Raw genomic sequence first — 17,761 nt, forward strand, 5'->3', positions numbered from 1 at the left:
ATCACATTTTGGGTATTGTAGCAAATTTCTTGGAAAACGACCTCCTTGAATCCATCTATATTACCGAGCATTGTTTTAGTAAACATTAGTGTAAAAATGGATATTTTTTGTGAAAGTATTATGAAATCAGCACAATCTCTTACTCAGTTATTGATACAAAACAATTCCGACCATTTTTTTTCGCTTGATACAAAGCCATATCTGCAAGCTTTATCAAATCGTTATATTCACTCGTTTCGTTAGGCGTAATGCTACTTATACCGAAGCTCATGGTAATAGAATTTAATTTAACCTCTTTATATTCGAATTTATTGATATCTTTAAGATTGTTTTGAATAGTACCGCATATCTCTTCTGCCGTATGAATCTCCGTTTCATACAAAACGATCATGAATTCTTCACCTCCGTATCGTGCAATAAAATCGCTTTTTCTCTTCAGTGAATTTTTCAATATATTCGCAATATCTTTTAAAACAAAATCTCCAATGATATGCCCGTATTTATCATTAACCTGTTTAAAATGATCAATATCACACATAATTATCGATATAACAATATGATTACGTTTAGCAAGTTCCCATATATCGTGTAAATGAATCGCGAGACTTCTTCGGTTTGATAAATGCGTCAATGAGTCTGTCAGTGAAAGCTCTTGAAGTTGCAAATTTGCATTTTGCAACTCTTGCGTTCTTTCCTCGACTTTTACTGCCAATGAATGATTCAAATCATCCAAAAGTGTTGCATAACCATTAATCTTGGTTACCATGGAGATAATAGCATTATGAATGACTCCCACTTCATCCGTTCGGTCAGATTTTTGGAGGGTAAAATTATTAATATGCGGGTCATACTGCAAGACTTCTTCACTGAGTCTTTTCAAAAATTTAAATTCTCTTTTGATGAATAAGACAAAAATCATCAGCACTACAAAACTGATGCCAAAAATTTTGATCGTTATTTCTTTATTTTTTTCCATCATTGCCTGATACTCATGATCGTCAAAATACAAATAAACAGTACCGACGTTTTCCCCGGTAACAGGGTCTTTGATGGATTGACTTGCATAACGAACCCCATCAACCGTTTTTTGGATTTCTATCAATGGAGCTTTTTCATAATGAAATATTCTGCTTCCGCTTGAATCGATGAGATCAAAATTTAGTAAATCATTGTTTTGTTTCATAATTTGATTCAAATACTCTGCATTCGCATTATTTAAACCCAAAGAGATATTCAAACCGATTATCGGAGAAATCGTGTCGATTAATAGTTTATTTTTTGACTTTTTAGATTCAATAAATTGCTGAACAATATTGTCTGAAAACTGAAAACGCTCAAATCCCACCAAAAATACAGCAAAAAAGATTAATCCTATAATCATTTTCAATTCAATACTGACACCGCGCATTATTTGCTGTCTCCTTGCAAATAAATTTTTGATATTTGTACCAATGTATTATCAATCTCTATTCCGCTTTGACGCAAAGCCCTCATATTGATATACGGGACAACTTTTCTCCCTAAAAACAACGTAGCATCTACACCGTTCACAAGATATTTTGCATCATAGGACATGGTAAAAACGGTATTTTTATTTAGCATACGAATGGAATTGTCCATATTTTTTTCATCTGTATCAAATAAAAATGCTAATTGACTTTTACGACATAAATCAATATCTGTGTAATCACTGTTGATAACGTTTAGCTTATAGTTTTTAATTCCGTTTGGATAATTATTCTGGATTCTATCAACCAAGGACGATGCCGTTCGCTCATCCAGTTTATCATGTAAAATACATATCTCTATTTTATTTTGAATAGTCGTTTTTTGAGAGCTCATTAAAATAAACCGAGGAATGATTTTTGAGAAAATCTCTAGCGTATAGTCATCATAAGAGGATGCGGACAAAGCAGCGGGTTGAAACAAAACAATAAAAATGGATAAAAAGAAAACATTGTTTATCAATTTTACCTCTTTAATTAGTCTGTTTAACGGAACTGTTATAAAAATTTGTATAAAATATTCAGAACTATCAGTATAGCAAAATGTGCAAAAAAAAGGTGATTTTTGTGCCCAAAAAACTTCTATCACACATCATTTTGCTATCATCGCTTACCTCATCATACGCTGCTGACCCCTCTGTAGAAATTAATGATTTCGAGTCACTTTTAGAAAATGTAAGTACGTTGGCAACGAAAAAATCCCTCAATGTAGATTATATGCCGTCCGTTGTCAGTGTTGTTGATGCGCAAACCTATATTGATGCCGGCATACAAAATGTCGGTGAAGCGTTGGGAATGCTCCCCGGGATCCAAATGCAGCTCAGCCCTATGGGTTATACGATGTCCACAGTCCGAGGCTTCAAAAACCCAAATGCCTATCTCTCAGATAAAATCAAGATTTTAGTAGATGGTGTCGCAATCAACAACGAAGTTTCAGGCTCAAGCGATTTTTATATGGATTTCCCTCTCCAGCTTGTAGATAGAATAGAGGTGCTTCGCGGACCGAATTCCACAACTCAAGGCTCCGGTGCTTTTTACGGCACGGTCAATATAATCACAAAACTGGGAAATTCAAAAGTTGAGAATAAAATCTTTCTCGGTGCCGGCAGCTATAACACGCTTACAGCAGGTGCCAATGTCTACACTCTTTCAAATAATTGGAAAATATTTTCCGATGGATACATCACACGACACGATAAATCACTCCCTGTTGAGGGACGAACAGAAGGTACCGATGAAACAATGAAAGATATTTCCATCGGTTTGAAAGCTATAAATGACGGTTTTGAATTCCTTACTCGATACAAACGAAGTGTTTATGGCAATTTTTATGGTTTTGAAGAGGACATGGACCCCATCCCTACCAGCCCGAAAGAACATGTCAACTCCTACTTTTTCTCACAGGCTTCTTATAAAACAAACTTCAATGCTGTTGGAATAGAGACTAAGGTAAATTTCTCGCATGGGGAGTTGAATGAGGGTGCCAATATAGCACCAATTAGCTCTACAGCTGCTAGATTTTCCGTAGTGGGTGTGACGATGCAAGACGGCTTTTACTTTACTGAGAAACTCAAAGAACAAAATTTTGAAGCCGAAACCATTTTCACCCTTCCTAAAATCAAATCCAGTGAGATCGTAGCGGGTGTTGGAGCGCGATATGTGAAAATAGCCCAAGATGACTATTATAACAGTGTCGAAAATGCCATTGCACAAAATATAGCCACAATCGGCAATCAAGCTTTCAGGTATGACGCAATACATGAACCCGCTTATTGGGCAAACCCGACTACCAGTTTTATCAGAGGCAATCAAAGCAGAACTATTGGATATGGATATCTCCAGGATTTAATCTCTCTTAATCCTGATATGGATCTCATCCTTGGTGCACGCGTCGATGACTACTCCGATATTGGGACAAAATGGAGCCAAAGAGCAGCTGTGGTGTATCGGGCTGATGATAAAACTATTTTCAAGCTTCTTTACGGTTCTGCATTTCGAGCTCCTACGTTTACGGAAGCCTATGCCAATGGACACATCAACTACCGTGCAGGAGTTGAAAACATCAAACCGGAAGAGACGGACACCTATGAGGCTGTCGCAATATACTCACCGGACTTTAATAATAAATTCTCCATAGATTTCTTCTATTCCCAGCTTAAAAATGTCATCGATTTGGAAGAGTTCTCTTCTACGATTCCCGGATACCAAAATTATAATGACAGAATAAGCAAAGGCTTTGAGTTTGAATACAACTTTCAGTCAAAACCCAAACATGATTTTTATTTCAATGCTTCGTACATTGAAGCAGGCTATGCCACTCCTCCGGAAGAAGATTATCCGGTCTCCCGTAGTCAATCTATGCCCGATATATCCAAAGTCATGCTCAAAGCAATCTATATCTACCGACCGATCGATAATCTCTCTTTTGGAACAACATGGCAATATTTTTCAAAAACGACTCAATCGCAGATAGGTTGGATTATAGATGATGATGCAGATACAACAGTGCATCAGCAGCATATCGTTGATGAGACACTCACCTATAAATTTTCAGCCTCAAGCGAAATCCGAGCGACGGTCAAAAACATATTTAACGAAGATATCAGAGATCCAAGCTATTACTACAATACTGCCGGCGGGATACAAAGAGAGGGAAGAAACTATCTTTTTAGCTACGTGCACAAGTTTTAATGATCAGGATAGAATAGGTTCTCTTCATCCGTGAGAGGGGAAAGAATAAGTTCCATCCAATACTACCGCTTCAAAAGAGGCAGATTCTTTCATGAGTTGATATTGACGTGAATGCAACGGCTCTATTTTTTCCAAAACATTGAGATACCGCTGCATCACATAGCACCGTTCATTGCAATTTTCTAGCAAATGTTCGCTTTGGCCAATAAACGTTACAACTACGTCAGAGGATTGTAAAATCGATGAAGAAACATGTGGTGTCACTTCAATACAATCATAATTGACTTCCCTCTCTTTCAGATGGTTGAGCTCTTCGAAAGTCACCGAAAAAATCATCCCGTCCACAGAACGCTCCGTACTTTTACGTACATTTAAAAACAGTGCTTTGATAGGACGTTGCAGCGTATCGGAAAAAATATCGATCACAATATCCCAACCGCGAACATACCCGTTTAACGTTGCATCAAACAGCGGGTATTGATTCGCCTGACGTTGCAGGGTTTTATGAATACTCTCTTCAAGCATCAAGGAACCGTATCCGAAAACATAAATTTTACCCGTCACACTATTGGTTTTTTTAGCCGCTTTCACTTCCATGGCCATCAGTTCAAAGCGTTTATAAATTGTAAAATCTCCGGTTAATGCCCGTACAGTATAGATAAAATCAGCGAACCGCTCCCAATTTGAAACAATCAAATAATCAAAATTTCGATAAAAAATATGTTTATCCACCATCCCTTTCTCAAAGGCGACAGCAAGCTCTTGAAAAAGATTTAAATAGGTACGTATCTTCACGGACATCGAAATATCCTCCGTCTTTTTTGACTTTAACAATGTCGAAAGACTGGAGGGATTGGAATTTTCACTGATCCACTGTTCAATAGTAATCCGAAGCTCCATAAAATCTTTGTGATTAAACCGTTCAATGTAAGCGAATGCCCGGTTCCGGATAAAATGCTCATACGTCTGACGAGCAACAAATGCAGCTCCTATGAGCGATACTATCACCCCTAATGTATCCGCATCCATACCAACCCTTTACACTGAAAATAAATACTATATATTGAAGTAGTATAATCGGTATATACTAAAAAGGAAGGAAAATATTAAAAAGACTTTATAGCCTTTTTTATGTACGAAATGTTTCCAGTTTAGCGTGTAAATCATCCGTCATTGTGTTAAGATGATCGGCAGCTGCTGCAATCTCTTCCACATTTCTGGCATTATGGGAAGAGATTTTATTGATTTCTGAAATCGATGCCACAATAGATTCAACCTCATGTCCTGTTTTTTCAAAGTCGGTAACCGTTTTATCACTCGCTATTACAGCCGCATTCACAATATTTACACTGGCATTGATTTTTTCTTCTACATTCATTGAAATATTTGCAAGATCCTGAACTTCTAACGAATTTATATTCATTTGTCCACTTACATCACCGATAGATTGAACGATAATATTGATAGTAGCATTGATTTCCGTTAATGATTTTTGAGTTCTCTCAGCAAGCTTACGAACCTCATCGGCTACAACAGCAAATCCTCGGCCATGTTCTCCGGCGCGTGCAGCTTCGATCGCAGCATTCAGTGCTAGAAGATTGGTTTGATCGGCAATATCAGAAATAACTTCTAGAACAACTTTTACTGCATTTGCTTCATTCGAGAGCGTATCCATTCTAAGGGCAAGTTCAATCTCAAGTTCGGCCCCCTGTTGTACTCGTGACGTTAGAGTGATAACATCATTGCGTGCTGCATCAAGATGTTCACTTGCTATTGCAATATCTTTTTTACTCTTTTGAGCATCTTGGATGGCAAAAATTAGCTCATTTTTAATCTCACTTGCTTTGGCAGTGGATTGTTCAATTACCATTACCGATTTTTCAACATTATTACCAACACCTATCGCTGTTGCTGAGAGCTCATGAGAAATGGAAGCATTTTCGGCTGAGCCTTGTTTGGCCGTTTCGATCAGGTCTCTTAATGCATGAATAAGCGAATTGAAACTACTTGCCATTTGAGACAATTCAAATGGGGCATTTTCATCCGCTTTGATAGTCAAATCTTTACTTGTGCTAATCTCATGGAGACTTTTTTTAAAGTTATCCAATGGCTTTGAAATAGATACTTTTATAAAATAAAGGATGAAAATAGTAAAAACAGCAGTGCCGACAATAAAAGAGACGAGAATAGCTATCATATCAAGTTTTGTCTCTTTTATCTTTTTATCTATCTGTTCTGTGACATGTTTATAAAGCTCTATCTCAACTTTTCTGAGAATCTCCATTGAAGCCGTTACGTTAGTAAACCAAACAGAAGAATCAACTCCAAAGCCGCCATTTTGTCCTTTTGCTTTTGCTATTTCTATCATAGCCATGGTTTGATTTACTGATTCGCCTTTATAATTGTTTTCATAAAAGCTTTTAAGCGTAGGAGTTGCCAAGCTTGTAAAGTTGTATAAATTTACTGTATAAGCACTGACATTACTCGCAAATTTAAAAAAGGTATCTCCTATAAATACATCTTTTGCAAAAGCCCCATTTAAATTAGCTCTCATTTGTCCCAGTTGCTCTTTTGCCATAGAAAGATGAGTATAGGCTTGAATAATATTTCGCGCATCCCTGTCTTCAATTTGTGTCGGGATAGTTGCCGAAGCATTCACCAAAGCAACAATAGTTTTTGAAAAATAAGCACCTGTCTCTGGAATACTAATAGAGAGGGAATCAATTTCGTTTCTTGTTTCACGGAGATTACTTACATTGTTTAAAACCGAATTATCACCAAGGGTTAAAGCATAAACTTTTTTTGCCTCGTCTATCGCAATATCCACTTTATTTCTTATCTCCGGGAGATTATCTTTATTTTTTACGCCATTGGATGCAACAAAACCAACACTCATACCCCTTTCTATTTGCATTAAATGAATAACAGACGAAAGAGTCTCAGCTTCTAATATACGGTTTTTTGTTGCTATAAGATTATCTTTGATACCGATATCAAAAACAATTTTCCCAGCCCCCAGCCCTAAAATAGCCAAGAGTGGCAATATTGCCAAAATAATCAATCTTACTTTAATACTTGTCTTCATATCTTCCCATTTTTTTTAAGAAGTGACTTTTGTTCACAAATCACTAAAGTTAGTATAACCGAGCGGTTGCAAAATAGAATTGATTTAAATCAAAAAATATACCGCATTAAAGCCTCTCTTGCTATACTCACTAAATGAAAATCATCAATTCAATATTCTTATCCTTTTTCCCCGATATTTCCGCCTGTTTTACTACCCGTCACGGCGGAGTGTCTAAAACACCTTACACCGATGCAAATCTCGCGTTTCATGTGGGGGATGATCCTATCGATGTCTTAGAAAATCATGATTTGCTTGCACGCACCATGGACTACCATCGTCACTCACTGATCCATATGCGTCAAATTCACTCGGACAAAATCACCCTTGTCGATGAAACGTTTACCTTCGATACTGTGCCTGAATGTGATGCCCTCATTACCAATCGTCCCAATATCCCACTGATGGTCATGAGTGCTGATTGTACGCCTGTTCTCTTATATGATTCTGTCCATAAAGCGATTGGGGTTGTCCATGCCGGACGTGCTGGTGCACTCAATGAAATTCTACCAAAGACCATTATAGCTATGGGATTAGAGTTCGGTTCAACCCCTTCTGAGATCAATGTTGTTTTGGGTCCTTCCATCAGCGGATGCTGTTATGAAATCAATAGCAGCATTGCAGAGGAAACACGGGCTAAAGGATATCCAGAAGCGCTCCGTTTTGAAAATGAAAAAATCTTTTTGGATGTTAATACCATTTTGTGTATGCAGTTAAAACACTTAGGGGTTGAAAAGGTCGAATTGGTAAATGAGTGTACGGCATGCCATCATGATCAGTATTTCTCATATCGAGCCGATCAGCAGCACACAGGGCGCATTGCCGGAGTTATTATCCTTCGCTAACGCGTAGGGCTAACTGCGTCGGCAGAAGTCCCAAGGACTCTTCTACGAGCTTTGTACTTCCATGCTTGATAAATTCATCTTCGTATTCAAATGTCACTACCGCTACATCGGTTATTTTTTCTTCACAAAGCCATTCGAGTAATGCGCTTCCTACTCCCCCGATACGTGCCGAGTCACTAAATACATACCATTTCTTATGTTTCATAGCCATATTGCGCAACATCTCAGTATCCAAAGGTTTCACAAAACGCAAATCGAGCAACGAGGGTTTCTCTTCCATGCATTCCATCGTTTGTGCCGCACGTCCAACCCCGTTACCGTATCCGATAAACAAGAGATCTGTTGTATTCGAAATCAGTAACTGAGATTTTCCTGTCTCATAGGGAACCGATTCGGGTAATTCAGCCTCTAAAAAGGACCCTCGCGGATAGCGGATCGCACAAGGGCGCTCATAACCTGCAGCATATTCAACGAGATGGTGGAATGATTTTTCATCACGTGGAGCGCATAAAGTCATATTGGGAATAAGACGTAAAAAACTGATATCAAATACCCCCTGATGGGTTTCACCGTCTTCACCGACGATTCCGGCTCTGTCCATTGCGAATACAACCGGCAAATCCATCAAACACACATCATGAACCACTTGATCATACCCTCGTTGCATAAAGGTAGAATAAATGGTACAAAAGGGCTTAAACCCCTCTTTAGCTAATGCTCCCATAGACGTAACCGCATGCTGCTCGGCAATCGCCACATCCCAAAAACGATCCGGATATTTTTCCATCAACTGCGTGAGTCCGGTTCCGCTAGGCATCGCAGCGGTAACCCCTACGATTTTATCGTTCTTAAGTGCTTGTTCCATAAGAGCATCGGCATAGATTTGCGTGGCACTTTTAGCTGAGCTTTTAGTATTGGCTGTTCCGCTTTTAAGATCAAAAGGGGAGACACCGTGCCATTTTTCATGCTTCCCTTCAGCGATTTCATAGCCTTTGCCCTTAATCGTCTGTACATGGACTAAAACCGGTTTCCCCATTGCTTTGGCCATGCTCAAAATTTCAATAAGCGATTTGAGATCATGCCCGTCTACCGGACCTATGTATTCAATCCCCATCTCTTCAAACAATATACCGGGTGTGATGAGTTTAAACGATTCTTCAAACCGCTTCGCAAGATAGTGTGCCCCTTCGCCGAAATTATCGACAAACTGCTCTGTTTTCTTTTTAAAACGCTGATAAAAAGGGCTTGCCATCGCTGAGCTTAGCATACGGCTGATCGCACCGATCGGTTTGGCAATACTCATCTCATTATCGTTAAGGATAATAACCATCGGATATTTACGATCACCCAGTTCATTAAGTGCTTCATACGCCATTCCAGCTGACATCGCACCATCACCGATTACAACGACGGGGATACGGCTCTCTTGCTCGTTTTTGAGGGCAATCGCTTTTGCGGCTCCGACACCGAGAGAAATCGAGGTTGAGCTGTGCCCGGCTACAAAATAATCACTCTCAGATTCGGAGGGTTTCGTATAACCGCTTAGCCCGTTGAATTGACGAAGTGTTGCGAATTCCTCCCATCGATCAGTGAGAAGTTTATGGGCATAGGACTGATGAGAAACATCAAAAATAAAAGGATCTTTGGTTGAATCAAATACTTTATGCATCGCTACGATAATCTCTGTAGCCCCCAATGTGGAGCTTAGATGTCCACCGTTTGTACTGACTACCTCTAAAATACGATCCCGTATTTTCTGAGAGAGTTCTTCCAACTGCGACAAGGTAAAATTTTTGATATTCATTATGATGCACTGTCCTAAAAAATAGTTATATTACGGTTAGTATAGTATAAAAGCGAATGTTTACGAAAATGCTTTACGATTCCAGTAAAAGCGAACGCTTAAGTCGCTCATAACGCTTTTTAATCTCAGAATCGATATTCCCTACATCGCTGATTGCAACAACACCACCGGGGCTGATGGCACGATCGGATAATACTTCCACATGTGAGAGTGAACCCACTTTTTCGGATATAAATCCGTGATCCGCCGGATTGACCCGCAGAGTAATTTTTGAAGCATCTTTAAGCTCTTCAATCAAATCGCCGGAGAGTTTTGCAGCTATTTTAGCACTATTGTCATGTGTCTCAATCCCAATTACTTCTTTAGCGATCTCTAGTGCCGTATGGGTCAACTCTTTTTGTATCGAAACCAAAGCATTTACAAACTCTGCCGCAGCATTTTCAAGCGTTTTAACGGATTGCGCAAGCTGATCATGCGATTGCGCACTCTGCCCTGCACGCTGTGATTGCTCTTGAGCGATTCCGGCTGTAACACCCTCTTCATATCCCGCTTTTTTTGCTTCTTCGAGAGCAATTACATGTTCTTCTTGCATCGTTTCAAGGCGCATTTGCATTTTAATGACGTTTGAACTCATCTCATCAGCTTTTTTCATCAGCGATTCAACCAATTCGTCTTTAGCAGATGGGGCACTGTCTCTGCGCCGTTCTATCGCTCCTTCTTGAGCTCCAAGTTCCTGGCGTGCTTCACCGATACTTGCCCCCGACAACGAAGAGAGAATTTTAAACTGGTACTTGCTGATACTATGCGCACCGGAACGATCCTGCTGAATAACCACATCCATCTAGCTTACTCCACCAGCTCTTCAGATTCGCCCAACTGTAATACACCCTGCTCCGCCAATGCTTGGACGGCATCCACGATTTTACGCTGAGCACCTTCCACCTCTTTGACCTTAACCGCACCCAGAAACTGCATCTCTTCGATAAATGAGTCTTTCGCCCGTTGCGACATATTGGCATAAAACTTCTCTTTGAGTTCATCTGCAGAACTTTTGAGGGCCAACATAAGATCGTTTTTATCCACCGATTTGAGGATTTCTCGAACACTGTTACCATCTAGATCGACAATATCTTCGAAGGTGAACATCATCTCTTTGATTGACGCCGCAAGTTCTTGGTCGAGCTGCTCGATTTGTGACAACGTTGCTTTGGAAGCTTTTGAACCCAAACGGTTGAACACATCGGCAACCGCACGAGGACCGCCCACTTCCACTTTATAGCTCGCCAACGATTCGAGTTTGGATTCGAGTACGGCACTGACACGCTTAATAATGGACGGTGAAATATCACCCAGTTTTGCCATCCTCATAGCTACTTCCGCACGAAGGTCATCCGAAAAAATATACAACGTTTCCGCAGCGGCAGATGGGTCCATATGAGCTAAGATAAGTGCGATTGTCTGCGGATGTTCCGTCATAATAAAGTCAGCCAATTGCTGCGGCTTAATCTTAGACAAATAAGCAAAGTTTTGGGTATTTTGCATCGTTTTACTTAAACGTTCCAATACTTTTTTCGCCTCGTCGGGTCCAAGAGCTTTGTACAAAATTTCACGAGCATATTCCAAACCGCCCGTATTCAGATACTGATTGGATTGCACAATCGCATAAAACTCTTCCAACACAGCCGCACCCAAACTTTTTTCAATCGATCGGTTATTGGCAATGTATTTGGATATTTCGGTAATCGCTTCGACATTCATTCGCGCAAAAATGGTAGCGGTGACATCTTCACCCAATTGGACCAATAAAATTGCAATTTTTTGCGTCATGCTCATTTCATCGAAATTGGCTTGCTGGGACGGTGTTAAATTCATTCTTCCCTCCTATCGCTTGTTCATGATGTCGCCGCCGGGAACAGTTTCTTCATCAATCAATGTTTGAATTAACGAGGCGATCTCTTCAGGGTGCTCTTCAGCTATTTCGCGTACTTTTTCAAGCAATACATCGTATTTAAGCTCATCTTCGTTGAAACTATCGCCAAGGCCAAGCTGGCTTTCCACTTTTTTGCGCATCTGCTGAACTTTTTCAACCAAATCTTCATCTTCATCATCTGCAATTTCAAGATTCGGTTTTTCGAATTCTTCTTCTTCGCGGCTAAATTCAAGCATACGTTCTGCAAACGGAATGATGATTTTTTTGTAAGCAACAAACAAAAGTATAGCAACAAACAAATATTTGAAGAAGGTGGAAAACGGTGCCAAATAGGTATCAATAAAGGCTGTCGTCTTAGTTGCAGGGTTTTTAACATCACCCTCTTTGGTCGTCTGGAATTCAAAATTCCGTACCGTTACCAAATCCCCCCGTTTTTCATCCAGACCGATCGATTGTTTGACCAATGCATCAATCGCCTGAAGCTGCGTTTCATCTAACGGGATATATTCCTTCTCTTCAGTGGGTTGTCCGTCCGGCCCTTTTTTGGCTTCGTATTTTCCATCAACCGCAACGGCTGCTGTCATCCGCTTAATACGGGCGAATTCCATTTTTGTCGTCGAAACGGTTTTAGAAATTTCATAATTGGTGGTACCGGTTGTTTTCTCATACTTTTCCCCGGTTGCATTTGTAGCTAATCCCTGTACCGGTCCTACATTGCTCACCGCTCCCGGAACACCGCCGACTTGAGCTGATGCAGGAGTACCACCATCACGTTTCTCTTCAGATGTCTGTTCACTGCGAACAACATTTTCAGGATCAAATTTTTCGGATGTGGAGCTTTGCTCTGAGAAATCGTACTCGATAGTGACTTTGGCAACGATACGATCTTTCCCGCCGATAAACGGAGCAAGAACATTGAGAATTTTTTCTTCTTGTTTTTTCTCTTCTTTGGTTTTATACTGCTGTTGCATAGAGGAGAGTTCACCCATCGCCGATGCCGCATCATTATCCCCGAGCGTTTCACCCTCAGAATCGATCAAAGTGACATTTTCAGGAGTAAGTTTTGGTACAGCCGATGCAACCAGTTTTTTTATCCCTCGAATCTGCTTTGGTGAGAGTTTTTGATCTGCACTAAGCTGAACCATAACCGAGGCCGAAGGGGGAACGGCTTCAGAAACAAAAAGGGTCTCTTTCGGAAGAGCAAGAGAGACACTTGATTTTTCAACCGGCCCGAGAGAATCGATCGATCGTGCCAACTCCCCTTCTAACGCCCGTCGGAATTTTACCTCTTGGTCAAAATTGGTTGCACCGAATTCCTGTTTGTCAAAAAGCTCAAATCCGACATGTCCCTCTTTGGGTATCCCCATAGAAGCAATCGTAATTCGTTCTTTATAGACAACCTCTTTGGGGACTTCAATCACATTTTCACGGGGAATTTTGTAGGGAATTTTGTCTTTTTCAAGTTGTTGCACCACTTGCGCCGCATCTTGAGGAGATAGTGAGTCAAAAAGGACTTGATACCCTCCATTCTCACCGCCGGCTCCATCAGACGTGTAAACGACTAAAAAAAGCAAAAATGCCACAATCCCAGCAACCGCTGCACCGATAATAATCTTTTGTGCTTGGTTGAGCTTTCCGAAAAAAACAACGAGTTGCGAGAAAAGGGCCTTAAAATCCATTTTTACCTATTTTATAATAAAGGATCAGTGAGTTCGAAGAAACGATCGTTTTGAACCGATGTACCGATGGTCACGCGAATTGCGTTTAATCCGTAACTGCTTAAATCACGTACAATCATACCCTTTTTTAAGAGTTCTTGCGCAATTTTCGATGATTTTTTTTCTTCAGGAAGCAATAAAGTGACGAAATTCGTATAACTTTCAATCACATCGATACCCTTTCCACGTGCGAAGGCTTCATAACGGCTCATTTGATTAAAATTATCGGCAATGCATTCCTGAACAAATGCTTCATCTTCCAGCGCCACAGAAGCCGCTTCAAGAGAAAGGGTCGTAATGTTAAACGGAGGACGGACTTTGTACAGCGCTTCAATGATAGGAGCCTGAGCGATACCGTAACCGACACGCATTCCCCCCAAGCCATACGCTTTTGAGAATGTCCCAAGGAAAAGGACATTGTCAAACCGCTCAACCAAATCGTGAGGTTCAACCGCAAAAGAAGGATCTTTAAATCGGGCATATTCCATATACGCACCATCGACAATCACCAAGGTGTCGCTATCCACTTTTTCAATAAAGGAGAGCATCTCTTTTGCGTTAAGTCCGTCACCGGTCGGGTTATTCGGGGTACAAAGGAAAATAATGGATGGTTTGTGTTCAAGATAAAGGGCATAAAACTCATCCATCTTATGTTCGCGTGATGCGGTACGGAGTATCTGTGCACCTACCTGCTTGGCATAAATCTCGTACATCGCGAACGTTACGCTGTTCATCAGTACTTTACTACCGGCGTGCGCTTTGGCGTGAATTGCAAACTCGATCACCTGATCACTTCCCGCACCGATGATCAATTCGTTGGGTTTAATACCGTATTTATCCGATAAAGCCATCTTCAGCTTCACCATCGAATCATCGGGATAAAGAGACATATTATCGATGATGGAATGTACCGCCTCTTTCACTTTCGGTGAACATCCGAACGGATTTTCATTACTGGCCAGCTTCACAATAGAATCTTTATCGATTCCGTACTCTCGGACAACCAACTCGATCGGCTTACCCGCCTCGTAGGTTTTAATACTCTCTAATGCGTCATTAAATTTCATAATTCTCCCTTAACATAGCTGCCCAGCCATGTCACTTCATCGTTGTGTTTTTGGATTAACATTTGAACTCTTTCTTCATCAATATGACCGAAGAAATCGATAAAAAACCAGTAGCCAAAACCGTCATTATCCCGTGATGGGCGGCTTTCTATTTTACTCAGGTTAATTTCCGCATTGTTGAAATCTTCAAGAAAATGAACTAATGCACCCGCTTTTTGGGCATCTTTCAAACGAACCAAAATCGATGTTTTATCTTCACCGCTGATACCGTTTTTAAAATCACTGAGGATAAAAAATCGGGTTGCATTGTTATGGGCGTCTTCAATGTTTTCAAACAATGTCGGAACACCGTAGAGTTTTGCCGCAATATGGGAACATATCGCTGCTGCTTCAGGGTCTTTCGAAGCCAAAATAGCCGCTTTTGCCGTCGATTCCACCGGAATATGTTCTATAGTACTCAACCCATGTTCCTGCAAGAACTCCCGGCATTGACCAAACCCTTTATCTTTGGAATATATTCGTTTGATATCCTGAATTTTTTCCGATTTTGTTGCAAATGCCATATGAATCGGCATGTAAAGTTCAGCCACGATTTTTACACTGCTTTTCCCCAGCAAATCGAGCGTTTCACCTACAACACCATCACGGCTGTTTTCAATAGGAACCACCCCAAATTTTGCCCGTCCTGCTTCAAGGGTTTTAAATACCGCTTCGATAGAGCCCAGTGAGAGGTAATCGCTCATAGCCCCAAAACGAGATTCCGCCGCCTGATGGGTGAAACTTCCCTCCGGCCCCAGATATGCAATACGCTCAGGGAGTTCAAGATTACGCGCTACGGCAAAAATTTCTAAAAAAACGGCTTCAATCGCCGCAGAATTAAGCAATCCTCCCGATACTTCGCTCAAATGTGTCAAACGATCAATAATCGATTTTTCTCGCTCAGGACGATAGACGGCACTTTTATTTTCATGCTTGATCTCACCGACACGGCGTACCACCTCCATACGGCGGTTCAACAAAGCGACAACCTCGTTGTCTATCTCATCAATTCGTGCTCGGCACTCTTCTAATGTATTCATAAACGCTCCAATATTGCTTGCATATCGGCATAAATTTCTGCCGGACGCTCGTGAAGTTTCAAAGACGGGATAATTTCTTCAGCCGATCGATATTTACCGCTGAGGACAAATATCCCTTTCATCCCCAGCGATTGTGCTCCGATAAGATCCCCTTTCACATCGTCACTGATAATAGTGACGTCATGGAACGCTGCTCCCTCATGTTGCATAGAGAGCATAGAGAGTGCTTCCTCGAAAAACGGGAGACTCGGTTTTCCGACAACGGTATAAGGGACAGATGTCGCGAACTCCAGCATTTTTAAAATCGCCCCCACTCCGGGATAACGTTTATGATTCTTGACGTACAAGGTTGTTTCATGCATTCCTACCAACGCCGCTCCGCCAAGGAGGAACTCGATCATTTGCGCGTATTCGTCAGGATTAAAATTCTCTTTGATTGCCACCAAAACAACATCCGGCAACGCATAATCGAGGGAATATCCCAGAGAACGTACAACGTTCAAAAAAGGTTCCGATCCATATGCCGCAATTCTTTGGGCTTTATCAATATGGCGTTCCAACATCATCAACGGATCAAGGTAATGCTCGCGGGGTATATTCAATCCTATGGAGTTCAAATACCCTAAAAACTCATCACTCGGGTTTTTGGTGCTGTTAGTAATGACCATATAGGGAATTTGATGAGCATTGAGATAGTCGATAAACGCTACCGCTCCACGAGTCGGAAGCTTGGTATTATCTTCGATCAACGTCCCTTGCACATCAATAAAATACATCATGATTCCTACAGGTACTCACGCTCTAATGCGATCACGTCTTCGAAGTTTTCGCGACGTCGAATGAGCCGTTCTTTCCCCTCTTCAACCGCAATCTCAGCAGAACGTCCACGGGTGTTGTAGTTACTTCCCATTCCGAAACCGTAGGCTCCGGCACTGTGGACTATGAGTAAATCATTGTGTTCCATCATTGGAAGCGGATAGTTTTTAGCCAAAAAGTCACCGCTCTCACACACCGGACCGACCACATCTGCAGCACTCTCTTCACCTGACTTGTCAATTGCTTCGATACGGTGATACGCTTTATACAAACTCGGACGGATAAGATCGTTCATTGCTCCATCCACCATGACAAAACGTTTCGCTCCATTATTTTTCTCGTACAGTACTTTAGTCAAAAAATACCCGGCATTCGCTGTCAAAAAGCGTCCCGGCTCACAAATGATCGTAACATCGATCCCTTTGATGGCAGAGAGAATTGCTTGCGCATAATCATAAGGTTCAATGGTTGTTTCGTTATCATAACGGACACCAAGTCCACCGCCGATATCAAAGAATTTCAACTCTATATCAATCGCTTGCAATGAGCGAAGTAAATCGGCAACAATGACCGCCGCTTCATAAATCGGTTCCAGTTCAGTCAGTTGGCTTCCAATATGAAAATGGATCCCTACCGGATCAAGGTGATCGGAATTTTTCGCTTGGATGTACATCCGTTTTGCCGCTACGATCTCAACTCCGAATTTGTTATCATGCAAACCGGTGGAGATATAAGGATGCGTTTTAGGATCAATATTCGGATTAACACGGATACTGATTCGGGCTTTAGCACCCATTTCCCGTGCGATCATCTCAACACGCCCTAGTTCCGCTTCACTCTCAACATTGATATAAAGGATATCGGATTCTATCGCTTCACGAATTTCATCGTCACGCTTACCGACACCGCTAAAAATAACACGGTATTTCGGTACTCCGGCCATGAGTGCACGGCGAACTTCACCGATTGAAACACAATCGGCACCCGATCCTAGCTGTGCGAAATGTTTAACAACACTAAGGTTTGAGTTGGCTTTGACGGCATAGGCCAAGATCGATTTACGCCCGCGAAATGCCTCTTTTAATGATTCAAATTGCGTTTTCATCGCATCAAAATCGTACACGTACAAAGGTGTTCCGTAGGTTTGTGCCAGAGCTTTAAAATCGATCACTCGTAATCCTC

The 17,761-nt window shown here is 41.1% G+C and carries 14 protein-coding genes; 2 read left to right on the forward strand and 12 right to left on the reverse strand.

The genetic code is table 11. The features are described from left to right. Window positions 1-139: 139 nt before the first annotated feature. Together PHI47_RS10240 and PHI47_RS10245 are read right to left on the reverse strand one after the other, a co-directional pair. A complete protein-coding gene (locus PHI47_RS10240; protein WP_299936838.1) occupies window positions 140-1,381 on the reverse strand; it encodes a GGDEF domain-containing protein in 1,242 nt (413 codons plus the stop codon). A gap of 26 nt (window positions 1,382-1,407) precedes the next feature. Then, window positions 1,408-2,094: a YfiR/HmsC family protein gene (locus tag PHI47_RS10245; RefSeq protein ID WP_299936761.1), complete on the reverse strand. Its 687-nt coding sequence runs from the start codon at window positions 2,092-2,094 to the stop codon at window positions 1,408-1,410. Between PHI47_RS10245 and PHI47_RS10250 the strand changes: the two genes are divergently transcribed. Continuing rightward, the gene (locus PHI47_RS10250; RefSeq protein ID WP_299936763.1) at window positions 2,073-4,196 is read left to right on the forward strand and encodes a TonB-dependent receptor; all 2,124 of its coding nucleotides are present in this window, start codon (window positions 2,073-2,075) and stop codon (window positions 4,194-4,196) included. The genes PHI47_RS10245 and PHI47_RS10250 overlap by 22 nt on opposite strands. 24 nt (window positions 4,197-4,220) lie before the next feature. Here the strand turns inward: PHI47_RS10250 and PHI47_RS10255 are convergent, their stop codons facing one another. Together PHI47_RS10255 and PHI47_RS10260 are read right to left on the reverse strand one after the other, a co-directional pair. Further along, window positions 4,221-5,225, reverse strand: coding sequence for a DUF4760 domain-containing protein (locus tag PHI47_RS10255; RefSeq protein ID WP_299936765.1), 1,005 nt, complete (start codon window positions 5,223-5,225; stop codon window positions 4,221-4,223). 100 nt (window positions 5,226-5,325) lie between these two features. After that, window positions 5,326-7,281, reverse strand: a complete 1,956-nt coding sequence (locus PHI47_RS10260) for a methyl-accepting chemotaxis protein (RefSeq protein ID WP_299936767.1) — start codon at window positions 7,279-7,281, stop codon at window positions 5,326-5,328. A gap of 134 nt (window positions 7,282-7,415) precedes the next feature. On the opposite strand from PHI47_RS10260, the gene pgeF reads away from it, so the two are divergent. Further along, the gene (gene pgeF, locus PHI47_RS10265) at window positions 7,416-8,165 is read left to right on the forward strand and encodes a peptidoglycan editing factor PgeF (protein WP_299936770.1); all 750 of its coding nucleotides are present in this window, start codon (window positions 7,416-7,418) and stop codon (window positions 8,163-8,165) included. Here pgeF and dxs read toward each other — a convergent pair. The 8 genes from dxs to lysA form a co-directional block, all read right to left on the reverse strand. After that, window positions 8,152-9,969, reverse strand: a complete 1,818-nt coding sequence (dxs, locus tag PHI47_RS10270) for a 1-deoxy-D-xylulose-5-phosphate synthase (RefSeq protein ID WP_299936773.1) — start codon at window positions 9,967-9,969, stop codon at window positions 8,152-8,154. The two genes, pgeF and dxs, sit on opposite strands and share 14 nt — an antisense overlap. Before the next feature lie 73 nt (window positions 9,970-10,042). Continuing rightward, a complete protein-coding gene (gene fliH, locus PHI47_RS10275) occupies window positions 10,043-10,810 on the reverse strand; it encodes a flagellar assembly protein FliH (protein WP_299936776.1) in 768 nt (255 codons plus the stop codon). 5 nt (window positions 10,811-10,815) lie between these two features. Beyond that, window positions 10,816-11,841, reverse strand: coding sequence for a flagellar motor switch protein FliG (gene fliG / locus PHI47_RS10280; protein ID WP_299936779.1), 1,026 nt, complete (start codon window positions 11,839-11,841; stop codon window positions 10,816-10,818). Window positions 11,842-11,850: 9 nt separating this feature from the next. Beyond that, the gene (gene fliF, locus PHI47_RS10285) at window positions 11,851-13,578 is read right to left on the reverse strand and encodes a flagellar basal-body MS-ring/collar protein FliF (protein ID WP_299936782.1); all 1,728 of its coding nucleotides are present in this window, start codon (window positions 13,576-13,578) and stop codon (window positions 11,851-11,853) included. An 11-nt stretch (window positions 13,579-13,589) separates the two neighbouring features. After that, window positions 13,590-14,684 (reverse strand): histidinol-phosphate transaminase, encoded by a 1,095-nt coding sequence (hisC, locus tag PHI47_RS10290; RefSeq protein ID WP_299936784.1) that lies wholly within the window; start codon window positions 14,682-14,684, stop codon window positions 13,590-13,592. Beyond that, window positions 14,681-15,763: a prephenate dehydratase gene (pheA, locus tag PHI47_RS10295; protein ID WP_299936787.1), complete on the reverse strand. Its 1,083-nt coding sequence runs from the start codon at window positions 15,761-15,763 to the stop codon at window positions 14,681-14,683. The genes hisC and pheA overlap by 4 nt, the downstream gene beginning before the upstream one ends. Then, on the reverse strand, window positions 15,760-16,542 hold the full coding sequence (locus tag PHI47_RS10300) for an HAD-IIA family hydrolase (RefSeq protein ID WP_299936790.1): 783 nt from the start codon (window positions 16,540-16,542) through the stop codon (window positions 15,760-15,762). The genes pheA and PHI47_RS10300 overlap by 4 nt, the downstream gene beginning before the upstream one ends. A 5-nt stretch (window positions 16,543-16,547) precedes the next feature. Beyond that, window positions 16,548-17,750, reverse strand: a complete 1,203-nt coding sequence (lysA, locus tag PHI47_RS10305) for a diaminopimelate decarboxylase (protein WP_299936792.1) — start codon at window positions 17,748-17,750, stop codon at window positions 16,548-16,550. Window positions 17,751-17,761 lie beyond the last annotated feature (11 nt).

Origin of the sequence: Sulfuricurvum sp. (assembly GCF_028713855.1) — a bacterium.
GTDB lineage: Bacteria > Campylobacterota > Campylobacteria > Campylobacterales > Sulfurimonadaceae > Sulfuricurvum.